General features: G+C 68.5%; 12 protein-coding genes and 1 riboswitch. Of the genes, 3 read left to right on the forward strand and 9 right to left on the reverse strand.

What is annotated here, in order from left to right:
* Positions 1 to 30: 30 nt before the first annotated feature.
* From BTH_RS15180 to BTH_RS15205, 6 genes are all read right to left on the reverse strand, one after another.
* A complete protein-coding gene (locus BTH_RS15180; protein WP_009892892.1) occupies positions 31 to 918 on the reverse strand; it encodes an HlyC/CorC family transporter in 888 nt (295 codons plus the stop codon).
* Between the two features lie 440 nt (positions 919 to 1,358).
* Positions 1,359 to 1,991 carry a gamma-glutamylcyclotransferase gene (locus BTH_RS15185; protein WP_009892890.1) on the reverse strand — a complete coding sequence of 211 codons (633 nt, stop codon included), beginning with the start codon at positions 1,989 to 1,991 and terminating at the stop codon, positions 1,359 to 1,361.
* A gap of 38 nt (positions 1,992 to 2,029) precedes the next feature.
* Positions 2,030 to 2,827, reverse strand: coding sequence for an rRNA maturation RNase YbeY (gene ybeY, locus BTH_RS15190; protein ID WP_009892889.1), 798 nt, complete (start codon positions 2,825 to 2,827; stop codon positions 2,030 to 2,032).
* A gap of 581 nt (positions 2,828 to 3,408) precedes the next feature.
* Positions 3,409 to 4,485 (reverse strand): PhoH family protein, encoded by a 1,077-nt coding sequence (locus tag BTH_RS15195; protein WP_009892887.1) that lies wholly within the window; start codon positions 4,483 to 4,485, stop codon positions 3,409 to 3,411.
* Between the two features lie 23 nt (positions 4,486 to 4,508).
* On the reverse strand, positions 4,509 to 5,882 hold the full coding sequence (gene miaB, locus BTH_RS15200) for a tRNA (N6-isopentenyl adenosine(37)-C2)-methylthiotransferase MiaB (protein WP_009892886.1): 1,374 nt from the start codon (positions 5,880 to 5,882) through the stop codon (positions 4,509 to 4,511).
* 177 nt (positions 5,883 to 6,059) lie between these two features.
* Positions 6,060 to 6,992, reverse strand: coding sequence for a LysR family transcriptional regulator (locus BTH_RS15205; RefSeq protein WP_009892885.1), 933 nt, complete (start codon positions 6,990 to 6,992; stop codon positions 6,060 to 6,062).
* 145 nt (positions 6,993 to 7,137) lie between these two features.
* Here BTH_RS15205 and BTH_RS15210 point away from each other — a divergent pair, with 145 nt between their 5' ends.
* From BTH_RS15210 to ribB, 3 genes are all read left to right on the forward strand, one after another.
* Complete coding sequence (locus tag BTH_RS15210) at positions 7,138 to 8,310, forward strand: MFS transporter (protein WP_009892883.1); 1,173 nt, start codon at positions 7,138 to 7,140, stop codon at positions 8,308 to 8,310.
* Between the two features lie 133 nt (positions 8,311 to 8,443).
* Positions 8,444 to 9,103 carry a helix-turn-helix domain-containing protein gene (locus BTH_RS15215; protein ID WP_009892882.1) on the forward strand — a complete coding sequence of 220 codons (660 nt, stop codon included), beginning with the start codon at positions 8,444 to 8,446 and terminating at the stop codon, positions 9,101 to 9,103.
* A gap of 123 nt (positions 9,104 to 9,226) precedes the next feature.
* Positions 9,227 to 9,375: riboswitch (FMN riboswitch) on the forward strand.
* Between the two features lie 136 nt (positions 9,376 to 9,511).
* A complete protein-coding gene (gene ribB, locus BTH_RS15220; RefSeq protein ID WP_009892881.1) occupies positions 9,512 to 10,234 on the forward strand; it encodes a 3,4-dihydroxy-2-butanone-4-phosphate synthase in 723 nt (240 codons plus the stop codon).
* 70 nt (positions 10,235 to 10,304) lie between these two features.
* Here ribB and BTH_RS15225 read toward each other — a convergent pair whose 3' ends face one another.
* From BTH_RS15225 to glpK, 3 genes are all read right to left on the reverse strand, one after another.
* Positions 10,305 to 10,991, reverse strand: a complete 687-nt coding sequence (locus BTH_RS15225) for an HAD family hydrolase (protein WP_009892880.1) — start codon at positions 10,989 to 10,991, stop codon at positions 10,305 to 10,307.
* 428 nt (positions 10,992 to 11,419) lie between these two features.
* Entirely contained in the window at positions 11,420 to 12,136 is a 717-nt protein-coding gene (locus BTH_RS15235; RefSeq protein ID WP_009892878.1) for an MIP/aquaporin family protein, read from the reverse strand.
* A gap of 113 nt (positions 12,137 to 12,249) precedes the next feature.
* Positions 12,250 to 13,806, reverse strand: coding sequence for a glycerol kinase GlpK (gene glpK / locus BTH_RS15240; protein WP_009908484.1), 1,557 nt, complete (start codon positions 13,804 to 13,806; stop codon positions 12,250 to 12,252).

Here is a 13,806-nt window from a genome sequence, read left to right on the forward strand (position 1 = left end):
AAGGAACGGGTTGGGGAGTGCGGCGGCGCGTCAGTCTTCGCCGGCCGAGCCGCTGCGCCGGCCGGCGAGCGGCGCGCGGCGCACGAGCAGCACGTGGATCTGGCGGGCGTCGCCGCGCTGGATCTCGAACAGCAGGTCGCCCAGGCGCACTTTCTCGCCGCGATGCGGGACGCGGCCGAAATGGTGCGTGATGAGGCCGCCGATCGTGTCGACTTCCTCGTCGGAGAAATCGGTGCCGAACGTTTCGTTGAACTGCTCGATCTCGGTCAGCGCGCGCACGCGGTAGCGGCCGTCGGGCGCGGCGATGATGTTGCCGGCTTCCTCGTCGAAGTCGTACTCGTCCTCGATGTCGCCGACGATCTGTTCGAGCACGTCCTCGATCGTGATGAGGCCCGCGACCCCGCCGTATTCGTCGACGACGATCGCGAGATGGTTGCGGTTCACGCGGAAATCGTGCAGCAGCACGTTCAGCCGCTTCGATTCGGGGATGAAGACGGCGGGGCGCAGCATTCCGCGCACGTCGAATTCCTCTTCCGCGTAGAAGCGCAGCAGATCCTTCGCGAGCAGCACGCCGATCACGTTGTCGCGGTTGTCTTCGTATACCGGATACCGCGAGTGCGCTTTCTCGAGCACGAACGGGATGAAATCCTCGGGCTTGTCGGCGATGTTGAGCGCGTCCATCTGCGCGCGGGGCACCATGATGTCGCGTGCGCACAGGTCGGATACCTGGAACACGCCCTCGATCATCGACAGCGAATCGGCGTCGATCAGGTTGCGTTCGTGCGCATCCTGGAGGATTTCGAGGAGCTCGGCCCGCGAGTCGGGCTCGGGCGAGATGAAGTCGGTCAGGCGCTCGAGCAGCGAGCGCTTTTCATGCGGTTTGTCGGAGGATTTTCGACTGGGATACGAATCGTTCATGGTGGTGCGCCCCGCGAATCGGGAGCGCGCTGTCACGGAATAGGCAAGGATACACCAAGGTCGTGGCGCGTCCGTGTCGGCGGATGCGCGCGTGCCGAAGCGGCGTGTCGCGCGATTCCGGCCGGGCGGCGCGGCCTGCGGGCGTGGCTCTCATCGTAGCGCAGAAACACCCGTGCGGGCAGCGACGGAAAAAAGCGGCGGATGCGAAGCGGCGCGCGTGGCGGGCGGATTGGCGGGGAGCCGAGCCTCGGGGCCGGCGCAGCCGGCGCGAGGTGGTGCGAGAGGCGGTGTGCGGCGGCATTGGGCGGCAAGCGCTGGCCGTTTGGCGGCATCCGATGCTGCGCGTTCGGCGCGCCGCACGGCGCACGGCCGCCCGTCGCGCCGCTCGTAAGCGTTCGCCGCCGGCCGCCGGTTTCGAAGGTTTCAGCCTCCGACGGCGGCTACCGGCAGCGTGCGAGCAGCGCTTCGAGCGCGCGGTCGGGCATTCCGCTGTCGCGCAACGCAGCGACGGTGCGGCTCACGTAGTCGAGCGTCGTGCCGTAGCGGCCGCTCGCGCAGCCGAACACGGCCTTCACGACGTCGTCGGTCAGCTTGCCGGTGTAGGTCGGCACGTCGCGCCGCATCACGAACGCGAGCGCGCTGACCCGCTCGCCGCCCGCGAGCGCGCACGGCAGCCACGCGGGCCGGTACGAGCCCATCGCCATCTCGCGCCGCCACAGCGCCTCGAGGTGCGGCATCGCGGTGCCGCCGGCGAGCCGGAACGCGAGTCCCGTGCACGAGCCGCCGCGGTCGAGCGCGAGCACGAGCCCCGGCTGCTCCGGCGTGCCGCGGTTCACGCGCGACCACAGGTAGAGCCCGCGGTGGTAGCCGTGGACTTTCCCGCGCAGCGCCTCGACGGCCGGCATCCCCGGGTTCCAGATGAGCGAGCCATAGCCGAACAGCCATAGATCGCTCGTGCGATCCCAGCCGGCGAGCGTCGCGTCGAGCGACGCGGCGAGCTCGTCGTCGCTCAGGTAGCGCGCTTCGCCGAGCGATGGAGGATAGGGGCAGCGGGCGGGGGCGGGGCGGCTCACGGCGGGCGGGTCGGGCGGGTCGTGCGGCGCGGCGCGAATCAGCGGTACGGATTCGGGAAGCCGAGCTTCGCGAGGATGTCGATTTCGAGCGCTTCCATCTCGGCCGCGTCCTCCTCGCCGCGCTCGTGGTCGTAGCCCTGCGCGTGCAGCGCGCCGTGCACGAGCAGATGCGCGTAATGCGCGACGAGCGTCTTGCCCTGTTCGCGCGCTTCCTTTTCGACGACGGGGCAGCACAGCACGAGATCCGCGACCGTGACGCCGTCCGGCTCCTCGCCGTACGCGAAGGTGAGCACGTTCGTCGCGTAGTCCTTGTGCCGATAACTGTGGTTGAGCGTGCGTCCCTCGTCGGCGCCGACGAAGCGCACGGTGAACTGCGCGTCGGAGAAGATCGCGGGCTCGAGCCATTCGGCGATCACCTTGCGCTTGGGCAGCGACCTGCGCTGCGCGTCGCCGATCTCGTCGCCGTACTGAACCGCGAGGTCGAGCTCGGGCTCGCGGTTCGGCGCGTCTTCGCCCGCATCGTCCGTCGCGTCGTGGGCGAAGTCGGGGTTCTCGTCGGCGCCGGCTTCGACCGTCACGCTGTCATAGTGCTCGGGGCGCAGCGCGATCGTCGCGCGCAGCGACGGGTCCGTGTGCTGCGCGACGATCGCGACGGCCGCGTCGCCCGAGCTGCCGGACAGGTCGAACATCAGGCTGCGGCCGTCGGCGAAGTCGACGCGCAGCGCCTGTGCTTCGACCGTCTTGACTTTGCCTTTCGCATCGAACAGCGACAGGCGGGGAAACTCGGGTTGCGCCGCTTCGGCGCGTGCGGACTTGGAGGAACGGGACGATTTCATCACGTTGACGTCGGTTTGAACGCGGTTGAGGATACACCAAACGGACGAGCGCCCGGAGGGCGTTTCGCGGGGCGTCGCGGATGGGGGAGGGGCCGGCGCGCGGCGGTTCGGGGTACTTGTCGGGCGGCGGCCCGGACGGTGGTTGGCGGGCGGCTTCGGCGATGCATGGCCCGCATGCGACGACGGTTCGTTCGACGTGCGCGTGATCGCGCGGCCGCGCGTCATCGCTCGGATGCCGAACCGGTGCGCGCGAACGGAGCGCAGTGGCTGCCGAAGCGGGGCGGAATCGGCGAGCGGGGTGCCTGCAGGGTCGGTATTTCGCCGACCGCGCGCCGCGAGGGGGGCGATTTCGATCGATACTGCGCAGGCGCTCGGATGCACGTCCACGCGAGCGAGGCGACTCGTCGGCCCGATGGATTGATGGACCGGGCGATTCGGCCGAGTGACCGGGCAGCCAGGCCGCCGAACGACGCGAAGCGGACGCCGCGCGCCGCGTGCGCGGCCCGTTGCCCGCATCGCGCGACCGCCGGCGCGCATCGATCGCGTCGGCCCGATCGTTTCCCCCGGACGGCCCGCGCGGCTTACTCGTCCTTGTGCTGCGCGTGGAACTCGTCGTAAGCCTCGACGATTCGCGCGACGAGCGGATGCCGGACCACGTCCGCGCTCGTAAAGCGCGTGAGCGCGATGCCGCGCACGCCGCCCAGCACCTGCTGCGCCTCGACGAGCCCGCTCTTGTGCCCGCGCGGCAGGTCCACCTGGCTCGTGTCGCCCGTGACGACCGCCTTCGAGCCGAAGCCGATCCGCGTGAGGAACATCTTCATCTGCTCGGGCGTCGTGTTCTGCGCCTCGTCGAGGATGATGAACGCGTGGTTCAGCGTGCGGCCGCGCATGTACGCGAGCGGCGCGATCTCGATCATCTGCCGCTCGAACATCTTCGCGGTCTTGTCGAAGCCGAGCAGGTCGTACAGCGCGTCGTACAGCGGCCGCAGGTACGGATCGACCTTCTGCGCGAGGTCGCCCGGCAGGAAGCCGAGCCGCTCGCCCGCCTCGACGGCCGGGCGCGTCAGCACGATGCGCTTGACCTGGTCGCGCTCGAGCGCGTCGACCGCGCACGCGACCGCGAGATACGTCTTGCCGGTGCCCGCCGGCCCGACGCCGAACGTGACGTCGTGAGACAGGATCTGCTTCAGATATTCGCGCTGCGCGGGGGTGCGGCCGCGCAGGTCGGCGCGGCGCGTGTAGAGCTTCGGCGCCGCCTCGTCGGCATGCGGCTCGTCGCCGATGCGCACGACGGGCTCGTCGAACGGATGGTCCGGATCGCCGCGAAAGCGCACGTCGACTTCCGGCTGGCCGCTGCCGTCACCGTTGCCGTTGCCGTTGCGCCGCGGGTTGCCTGGATGGCGCGCCTCGACGAGCGCGAGCTGGATGTCGTCGACCGACAGCGGATCGCGCGCGCGGTTGTAGAAGTCCTCGAGCGCCGCGAGCGCGATTCGCGCGCCGCGGCCGCGAATTGCGATCCGGTGGCCGCGGCGCGACAGCGTCACGTCGAGCGCCTGTTCGATCTGCCGCAGATTTTCGTCGAGCGGGCCGCAGAGGTTCGCGAGGCGCGCGTTGTCGTCGCGCGGCGCGGTGAATTCCAGTGCTTGTGCAGTTTTCAAAGTGGCGTCGGGTTCCGGTAGCTTCAGTGCGTGGCGGCGCTCGCGTCGTCGTGCGCGAGCACGAGCTCGCCGCGCAGCGAGTGCGGATACGCGTGATTGATCTTCACGTCGATCATCTGGCCGATCAGGCGCGCGTGCGCCGTGAGCGGCGCGGGGAAATTCACGACCCGGTTGTTCTCGGTGCGGCCTGCGAGCTCGTTCGGGTCCTTGCGCGACGGCCCCTCGACGAGGATTCGCTCGACCTTGCCGAGCATCGACTGGCTGATCCTCGCGACGTTCTCCTCGATCGTCGCCTGCAGATGTTGCAGGCGCTCGAGCTTGACCTCGCGCGGCGTGTCGTCGGCGAGGTTCGCGGCCGGCGTGCCGGGGCGCGGGCTGTAGATGAACGAGAAGCTCGTGTCGTAGCTCATCTCGTGAACGAGCGCCATCGTCTTGTCGAAGTCGGCCTCGGTCTCGCCGGGGAAGCCCACGATGATGTCCGTCGACAGCGACAGGTTCGGGCGGATCGCGCGCAGCTTGCGGATCAGCGATTTGTATTCGAGCACCGTGTAGCCGCGCTTCATCGCCATCAGAATGCGGTCCGAGCCGTGCTGCACGGGCAGGTGCAGATGGTCGACGAGCTTCGGCACCTTCGCGTACACGTCGAGCAGGCGCTGCGTGAATTCCTTCGGATGCGACGTCGTGTAGCGGATCCGCTCGATGCCGGGGATGTCGGCGACGTATTCGATGAGCGTCGCGAAATCGGCGATCTCGTGCGCGCCCGCCGTCAGCGCGCCCCGGTATGCGTTCACGTTCTGGCCGAGCAGCGTGACTTCGCGCACGCCCTGATCGGCGAGGCCCGCGATCTCGGTCAGCACGTCGTCGAGCGGGCGCGAGACTTCGTCGCCGCGCGTGTACGGCACGACGCAGTAGCTGCAGTATTTCGAGCAGCCTTCCATGATCGACACGAACGCGCTCGGGCCTTCGACGCGCGCGGGCGGCAGGTGGTCGAACTTCTCGATTTCGGGGAACGTGATGTCGACCTGCGCGCGGCCGCTTTCGCGGCGCGCGTCGATCATCTGCGGCAGGCGGTGCAGCGTCTGCGGGCCGAACACGAGGTCGACGTACGGCGCGCGCGCGACGATCGACGCGCCTTCCTGGCTCGCGACGCAGCCGCCGACGCCGATCAGCAGATCCGGCTTCGCCTCCTTGAGCTCGCGCACGCGTCCGAGATCGGAGAACACCTTCTCCTGGGCCTTTTCGCGCACCGAGCAGGTGTTGAACAGGATGATGTCCGCGTCTTCCGGGCTGTCGGTCTTTTCCAGCCCTTCGGCGGCGTTGAGCACGTCGACCATCTTGTCCGAGTCGTACTCGTTCATCTGGCAGCCGAAGGTTTTTACGTAAACTTTCTTGGTCATGAGGATTCGCCGTTCGCAGTGGTTGACCTGGGGGCGTCGTTCAAAATGAATCAGGGGGACGGACCGGCGCGCCGCCAGCCGCGCGATGCACGCGCCGCATACGGGAAGATGTCGCCGGGAAAGCCTTCCATTATAGCTTTTCGAGCCCCGGCGGGCGGCGGCCGCGCGCGAGCGTCGTTACCGGCACGCGTTCAACAGATCCTCGAGCGCCTTTTCCTCTTGCGCGAAGCGCTCGACGAGAAAATCGAGCAGCACCCGCACGCGCGGCGCCATGTAGCGCTTGCTGTGATGGATCGCGTGCAGCGGCGCGTCCTGGTGCCGCCACTCGGGCAGCAGCACCTTGAGCCGGCCCGCGCGAACGTCGCGGGCGACGTCCCAGATCGATTTCAGCGCGATTCCGTGGCCGCGGATCGTCCATTCGCGCGTGAAGCCGCCGTCGTTCGTCTCGTGCGCGTTCGCGAGCGGCACCGTGTAGGTCTGCGTATCGCCGCCGCGCGTGAAGCGCCAGACGTTGATCGGTCCCGATGCGACCGTGATCACGTTGCATGGAAAGCGGGCCAGATCGTGCGGGTCCTTCGGCGTGCCGTACTTGTCGACGAACGCGGGCGACGCGCACAGCACGCGCCGGTTCGCCGCGAGCGGCCGCGCGATCAGCGCGCCGTCGGGCGGCGCGGCGAAACGGATCGCGAGATCGATCTCGTCCTGCCACAGATTCGACGACGAATCCGACGCCGTCACCGAGAACGTCACGTCCGGATAGCGCGCGTTGAATTCGTCGAGCCAGTCGAGCAGCTGATTGCGCCCGAAATCCGCGGTGGACGACAGCCGCACCTTGCCGCTCACGACGTTGCGCCCTTCCTGCAGCATCGCGTCCGCGTCGTCGAGCGCCTGCAGCGCTTGCCGGCAGCAGTTCAGGTACAGGCGGCCCTCGTCGGTGAGCCGCAGCCGCCGCGTCGAGCGTTCGAACAGGCGCGTCGATACCTGCGCCTCCAGCTTCGCGAGCCGCGCGCTCGCGGCGGCGGGCGTGAGGTTCAGCTTGCGCCCGGCGGCCGACAGGCTGCCGAGCTCCGCTGCCTCGACGAACAAGCGGATGTCGCCCAGTCGATCCATGCGATTTTCAGAAAATTTTTGAAAATGATTCAAATGCTACGCCAATTATCAAAAATCTTCGGATTCGGGACAATGCGCGCTCGTCTGACCTTTTGATGCGGTGCGGCACGGGCCGCGCCGCATCCGTCCCGCATCGGAGCGTCCCATGCCTCTACCGTTACTCGCGCTCGCGATCAGCGCGTTCGCCATCGGCACCACCGAATTCGTCATCATGGGCTTGCTGCCCGACGTCGCGCGCGATCTCGCCGTCACGCTGCCGTCCGCGGGCCTCCTCGTGAGCGGCTATGCGCTCGGCGTCGCCGCGGGCGCGCCGCTGCTCGCCGTGCTCACGAGCCGGATGCCGCGCAAGGCCGCGCTGCAACTGCTGATGGCGATCTTCATCGCAGGCAACGTGCTGTGCGCGCTCGCGCAGAGCTACGGGATGCTGATGTTCGCGCGTGTCGTCACGTCGTTCGCGCACGGCTCGTTCTTCGGGATCGGCGCGGTCGTCGCCGCGTCGCTCGTGAGCGTCGACAAGCGCGCGAGCGCGATCGCGCTGATGTTCACCGGGCTCACGCTCGCGAACGTGCTCGGCGTGCCGTTCGGCACCTTCGTCGGCCAGACGCTCGGCTGGCGAGCGACGTTCTGGATCGTCGCGGCGCTTGGCGTCGCGTCGCTCGCCGGCGTCGCCGCGCTCGTGCCGAAGCCGCGCGATGCGGGCCGCGCCGCGCTCGGCCGCGAGCTGCGCGTGCTGAAGGAGCCGCAGGTGTGGCTCGCGCTCGCGATGACGGTGCTCGGCTTCGGCGGCGTGTTCGTCGTGTTCACGTACATCGCGCCGATCCTCGAGGACGTGACGGGCTTCTCGCCGCACGCGGTGTCGCTCGTGCTCGTGCTGTTCGGCGTCGGGCTCACGATCGGCAACGCGATCGGCGGCCGTCTCGCGGATCGTGCGCTGATGCCGTCGCTGCTCGCGATTCTCGTCGCCCTGATCGCCGTGATGGCGGTGTTCGCGAAGACGAGCCATCTGCCCGCCGCGGCGGCCATCACTGTGTTCGTGTGGGGAATCGCTGCTTTTGCGACGGTTCCTCCGCTACAGTCGCGTGTCGTCGAGAAGGCCGCGCACGCGCCGAATCTCGCGTCGACGCTGAACATCGGCGCGTTCAACGTCGGCAATGCGGGCGGCGCGTGGCTGGGCGGCGTCGCGCTGTCGCACGGGGCGCCGCTCGACGCACTGCCTTGGGTGGCGGCCGTCGTCACGCTCGCCGCGTTGGCGGTCACGGTGCTCGCCGCACGGCTCGATACGCGCGTCTCACCGGGGGCGGCTGCAGCGGCGCAATGACGCATCGCAAAACGCTGTCCTCTGCGATCCTGATAACAGTGTGAAGATAACTTTGTTTGATGGCACCGTGGCGGATGTTAGTCTTTGTCTCATCTGAAACCGCTGGGCTCGCTCGGGCCCTGGAGGCAACGTCATGCATTCACCGTTGGCGCTCGTGCGCGATGTGTCTTCACAGGATGCCGCTGCGGCGGCCGACGCCGATATGTCGCTCGATGCGCTCGAGCGGCTCGTCGGCGTGAATCTCGCGCGGCTGCGCGCGGAACGCCAGCTGTCGCTCGATGCGCTCGCGCGGCTCTCCGGCGTGTCGCGCGCGATGCTCGCGCAGATCGAATCGGCGCGCAGCGTGCCGTCGATCAAGGTGCTTTGCAAGGTCGCGGCCGCGCTGAAGGTGTCGGTTGCCGCGTTCCTGCGCCGTCACGCGGTCAACGGCTTCGAGCACTTGAGCGCCGAGCGCGCGGTGCGCGTCGTCAGCTCGAACGGACGCTTTTCCGCGCGCGCGCTGTATCCGGAAGGCGAGCCCGCGGTCGCCGAGTTCCACGAGTTGCGGATCGCGCCGCTGCACACCGAGCCGGGCGCGCCGCGCGCGCCCGGCACGAGCGTGAATCTCGTCGTCAGCGAAGGCACGCTCGAAGTCAGCATCCACGATCGCCGCCAGTTGCTCGCGACGGGCGATGCGATCGTGTTCGACGCCGATCAGCCGTACACGCTGCGCAATCCGGGCGATACCGAGGCGCGCGCGTTTCGCGTGACGGTGAACGCCGAAGTGCCGCCGCGCTGGCACGTGCCGGCTTGACGCCGCATTTCGCCGCGCACCCCGCGCGGTTTAGACGGATTCGTCAGTAGGGTCTTGTCGCGTTCCCGCTGCGGCGATTGATCGGCTGTTGTATGCTTCAGCGGCCGGTTTGTCCGGCAATCAGTGCGTCTTCAGGGCGGGGCGAAATTCCCCACCGGCGGTAGGCCGGCATGTTGCCGGCGAGCCCGCGAGCGCCCGCGCGATGCGCGGGGTCAGCAGATCTGGTCCGATGCCAGAGCCGACGGTCATAGTCCGGATGAGAGAAGATGTGCAGATGGTCATGTGCGCCCCGTCTCGCCCGCGGCGCGCGGCGTCGTCCGCGCGGCGCGGAAGCGGCGTCGCGCTGTCTGTTTGCTATGCCCTGAAACGTTTTTCGCCCCATTCTTTCCGCGAGGAGCGTTTCACATCATGTCGTTTCCGTTGCCTTCGAAGTCGGCGCCCGCCGACGCTTTCTCCGATCTTCCATTGCTCGATGTCGAACCGGTGCCGCCGCGCATCGCCGCCGCGCTCGCCGCGCTGCGCGAAGGGCGCGCGGTCGTGCTGCAGGACGACCACGACCGCGAGAACGAAGCCGATCTGATCGTTGCCGCCGAACGGCTCACCGACGAGACGATGGCGCTCCTGATCCGCGAGTGCAGCGGCATCGTCTGCCTGTGCCTGACGGACGAAAAGGTGCGCGCGCTCGCGCTGCCGCCGATGGCGCAATTGAACGAGAGCAAGAACGGCACCGCGTTCACGGTATCGATCGAGGCGCGCGCCGGCGTGACGACGGGCGTGTCCGCCGCCGATCGCGTGACGACGATTCGCGCGGCGATCGCCGACGACGCACAGCCGCACGACATCGTGCGCCCCGGCCACGTGTTTCCGCTGCGCGCGGCGCCGGGCGGAGTGCTCGCGCGGCGCGGCCATACCGAGGGCACCGTCGATCTCGCGATCCTCGCCGGGCTGAAGCCCGCGGGCGTGCTGTGCGAGCTGATGAATCCGGACGGCACGATGACGCGCGGCGCGGACGTCGAGCGTTTCGCCGCGCAGCACGGGCTGCCGATGCTGACGATCGCGGAGCTCGTCGAATTCCGCGAACGGCTCGCGTCGTTGCGCGAGCGCGACGCGTGCTGCGAGGGCGTCGCCTGACCGACTCCGGTTCGCCGGGCGACCGCGTGCTGCGTGCAAGCGGCGCCGCACGCGACGCGGCTTTGCCCGGCTACGACTGCACGTCGCCGAATTCGCCGCGCATGCCCGCGCTGACGAGCGCGGGCAACTCGTCCATCGAGCGCATGATGCGCATGATGCCCATCTTGCGCAGCGCATCTTCATAGCCGCCGGGAATGTGGCTCGCGCCGACGAACGCGATCGTCTTCATGCCGGCCGCGCGCGCGGCGTTCAGCCCCGATACGCTGTCTTCGACGACGATGCAGCGCGCCGGCTCGACGCCAAGCGTTCGCGCCGCGTGCAGATACACGTCCGGATAAGGCTTCGGCCGTGCAACCTGTTCGGCGCTGAACACGCGCTCGCCGAATACGTCGGTGAGCGCCGCGCGCTTGAGCGAGTTGCGCACGCGCGCGAGCCGGCTGTTCGACACGACGGCCGCGGGCAGGGCGATCTTCGTCAGTGCGTCGCGTACGCCCGCGATCGGCGCGAGCCATTGCGCGAGCCCGGTCTCGATGTTGTGCTCGATCGTATCGAGGAAGTCCTCCGGCATCGCGATGCCGTGGCGCGCTTCGAGATCCGCGAGGAAGCGCGACGTTTGCTGGCCGAACGCGGCTTTCGCGTCTGCCGTGAAATCGATTGCGGGGAACGCGGCCGACAGCGTGTCGAACAGCACGCGATCGGCGATCACTTCGCTGTCGACGAGCACGCCGTCGCAGTCGCAAATGAGGTGGTCGAGCATAAGGACAACAAAAAGGGTGGGGCGACGAAGCGCCATGATACGTGCTTTGTCGGCGGCGGGCGCGGCGCCGCGCATCCGCCTCAGCGTCGCGTGGCGGGGTGCGGGCGAATCCCGTGCGCGTGCCGATGCGAATGAACGGTCGGGCGCATCGGCGGGCTCACGCCGACTGGCGCGACGCGGCGCGTGATTTCCGCGCGGAAAGCGAACGCCGCATGGCGCGCGCCGAGCGAGCGTCTGCGCTCGCGAAGCGCCGGGCCGCGCATCGCCGCCTTGTCGAAGCGCGGCGATGCGATGGCGACGCGCATTGACGCGACGGGTCCGATGGGCGTGCCGGCACGCGCGCCGAAAACGACCCCCCCTCGTGCGCTGCCGGCAGAGGGGGGGGAAGAGCGCCGCCCGCGTGCGGCCGGCGATTCGACGCGCGGTGTTCAGTGCGCCGTATGCAGATACAGGTACAGGTTCGCCGCGAGCACGCCGCCGACGAGCGGCCCGAGCACCGGCACCCATGCGTAGCGCCAGTCGCTGTCGCGCTTGCCGGGAATCGGCAGCAGCGCGTGCATGATGCGCGGCGACAGGTCGCGCGCGGGGCTCATCGCGTAGCCCGTCGGGCCGCCGAGCGAGATGCCGATGCCGAGCACGAGCAGGCCGACGGGCAGCGCGTCGAGCGCGCCGAGACCGACTTGCGGCGACGCGAGATACAGCACGCCGAGGATCAGCACGAACGTGCAGATCGCCTCCGTCAGCACGTTGTGCGTGACGCTGCGGATCGCGGGCGCCGTGCAGAACACGGCGAGCTTCAGGTCGGGATCGGTTTCCTTCGCGAAGTGCTGGCGATATGCAAGCCACACGAGGAGCGCGCCCGCCATGCCGCCCAGCATCTGCGCCGCGATGTAGCCGCCCACCTTCGCCCAGGCGAACTTGCCGGCGAGCGCGAGGCTGATCGTGACGATCGGATTCAGGTGCGCGCCGGAGAACGATGCGGTCACGTAGACCGCGACGAATACCGCCATCGCCCAACCCATCACGATGACGATGAGGTCCGCGCCTTTGCCTTTGGTCTTCGCGAGCAGGACGTTCGCGACGGCGCCGTTGCCGAGCAGCACGAGGAGGGCCGTGCCGATGAACTCCGCGATGTATGGTGACATGATGTTGTCTCTCTACCGGTATGGCGGGCTCGCGGCTTGCGTCGCGCGGCCCGCCTGATTGTTGTGAATGGTGTCGTTGAAATGAGATCGATACGGATGCCGAACGAACGGGCTTACTGCGTGTCGTCTGCCCATGCCTTCGCCGCGCGCACCGCGCGCTGCCAGCCGCAGAGGCACGAGCTCACCTGCTCGCGCTGCATCGACGGCGCGAAGCGGCGCTCGAGCTGCCATTGGCTGTGCAGCTCGTCGACGTTCTTCCAGTAGCCGATCGCAAGGCCCGCGAGATACGCGGCGCCGAGCGCAGTCGTCTCGGTGACGCGCGGGCGCACCGCGTCGACGCCGAGCAGATCCGCCTGGAACTGCATCAGCAGATTGTTCGCGCTTGCGCCGCCGTCCACGCGCAGCTCGCCGATCCGGATGCCCGAGTCGGCTTCCATCGCCTTCAGCACGTCGAGCGACTGATACGCGATCGAATCGAGCGCCGCGCGCGCGAGGTGCGCGGACGTCGTGCCGCGCGTGACGCCGAAGAGCGATCCGCGCGCGCGCGCGTTCCAGTGCGGCGCGCCGAGGCCGGCGAACGCGGGCACGAGATAGACGCCGTCCGTGTGAGGCACGCCCGCCGCGAGCGCTTCGATTTCCGACGCGCTCTTGATGATCCCGAGCCCGTCGCGCAGCCATTGCACGACCGCGCCCGCGATGAAGATGCTGCCTTCGAGCGCGTAGTTGACCTTGCCGTCGACCTGCCATGCGATCGTCGTGACGAGGTTGTTCTGTGATTCGATCGGCGTCTCGCCGGTGTTCATCATCAGGAAGCAGCCGGTGCCGTAGGTGTTCTTCACCATGCCGGAGCTCGTGCACATCTGGCCGAAGAGGGCGGCCTGCTGGTCGCCCGCGATGCCGGCGAGCGGAATCTTCGAGGCGAACACGGTGGTCTTCGTCGGCCCGTAGATCTCCGACGACGCGCGCACTTGCGGCAGCATGCTGCGCGGGATCTCGAGCGCGTCGAGCAGTTCGTCGTCCCAGTCGAGCGTGTGGATGTTGAAGAGCATCGTGCGCGACGCGTTCGTCACGTCGGTCACGTGCAGCTCGTGCTTCGTGAAGTTCCAGACGAGCCAGCTGTCGACCGTGCCGAACGCGAGCTTGCCCTGGCGCGCCTTCTCGCGCGCGCCTTCGACGTTGTCGAGAATCCAGCGGATCTTGGTGGCCGAGAAGTACGAATCGATCGGCAGCCCCGTCTTCGCGCGCACCTTCTCGCTCAGGCCCTGCGCTTTCAACTGGTCGCAGAAATCGGCGGTGCGGCGATCCTGCCAGACGATTGCGTTGTAGATTGGATGGCCCGTCTCGCGATCCCAGACGATCGTCGTCTCGCGCTGGTTCGTGATGCCGATCGCGGCGATCGACGTGCCGTTCAGGCCGACGCGCGTGACGGCCTCGGCCGCGACGCCCGCCTGCGTCGACCAGATCTCCTGCGGATCGTGCTCGACCCAGCCCGGCCGCGGATAAATTTGCTCGAATTCCTTCTGCGCGATCGACACGATGTTGCCTTGTCGATCGAACAGCATGGCGCGGGAGCTGGTCGTGCCCTGGTCGAGCGCGAGGATGTATTGATCCTGCATCTGTCTCATCTCCATCCGTACGTAGTTGTGATTGGCGCCGCGGGCGCGGCGCAT

Origin of the sequence: Burkholderia thailandensis E264 (assembly GCF_000012365.1) — a bacterium.
Classification (GTDB): domain Bacteria; phylum Pseudomonadota; class Gammaproteobacteria; order Burkholderiales; family Burkholderiaceae; genus Burkholderia; species Burkholderia thailandensis.

Bases quoted from the DNA above. Each gene is read 5' to 3' on its own strand.
- BTH_RS15180 (WP_009892892.1), bottom strand. From the start codon at position 918: ATGAACGATTCGTATCCCAGTCGAAAATCCTCCGACAAACCGCATGAA.
- ybeY (WP_009892889.1), bottom strand. From the start codon at position 2,827: ATGAAATCGTCCCGTTCCTCCAAGTCCGCACGCGCCGAAGCGGCGCAA.
- miaB (WP_009892886.1), bottom strand. From the start codon at position 5,882: ATGACCAAGAAAGTTTACGTAAAAACCTTCGGCTGCCAGATGAACGAG.
- BTH_RS15205 (WP_009892885.1), bottom strand. From the start codon at position 6,992: ATGGATCGACTGGGCGACATCCGCTTGTTCGTCGAGGCAGCGGAGCTC.
- BTH_RS15210 (WP_009892883.1), top strand. From the start codon at position 7,138: ATGCCTCTACCGTTACTCGCGCTCGCGATCAGCGCGTTCGCCATCGGC.
- BTH_RS15215 (WP_009892882.1), top strand. From the start codon at position 8,444: ATGCATTCACCGTTGGCGCTCGTGCGCGATGTGTCTTCACAGGATGCC.
- ribB (WP_009892881.1), top strand. From the start codon at position 9,512: ATGTCGTTTCCGTTGCCTTCGAAGTCGGCGCCCGCCGACGCTTTCTCC.
- BTH_RS15225 (WP_009892880.1), bottom strand. From the start codon at position 10,991: ATGCTCGACCACCTCATTTGCGACTGCGACGGCGTGCTCGTCGACAGC.
- BTH_RS15235 (WP_009892878.1), bottom strand. From the start codon at position 12,136: ATGTCACCATACATCGCGGAGTTCATCGGCACGGCCCTCCTCGTGCTG.
- glpK (WP_009908484.1), bottom strand. From the start codon at position 13,806: ATGCGCCGCGCCCGCGGCGCCAATCACAACTACGTACGGATGGAGATG.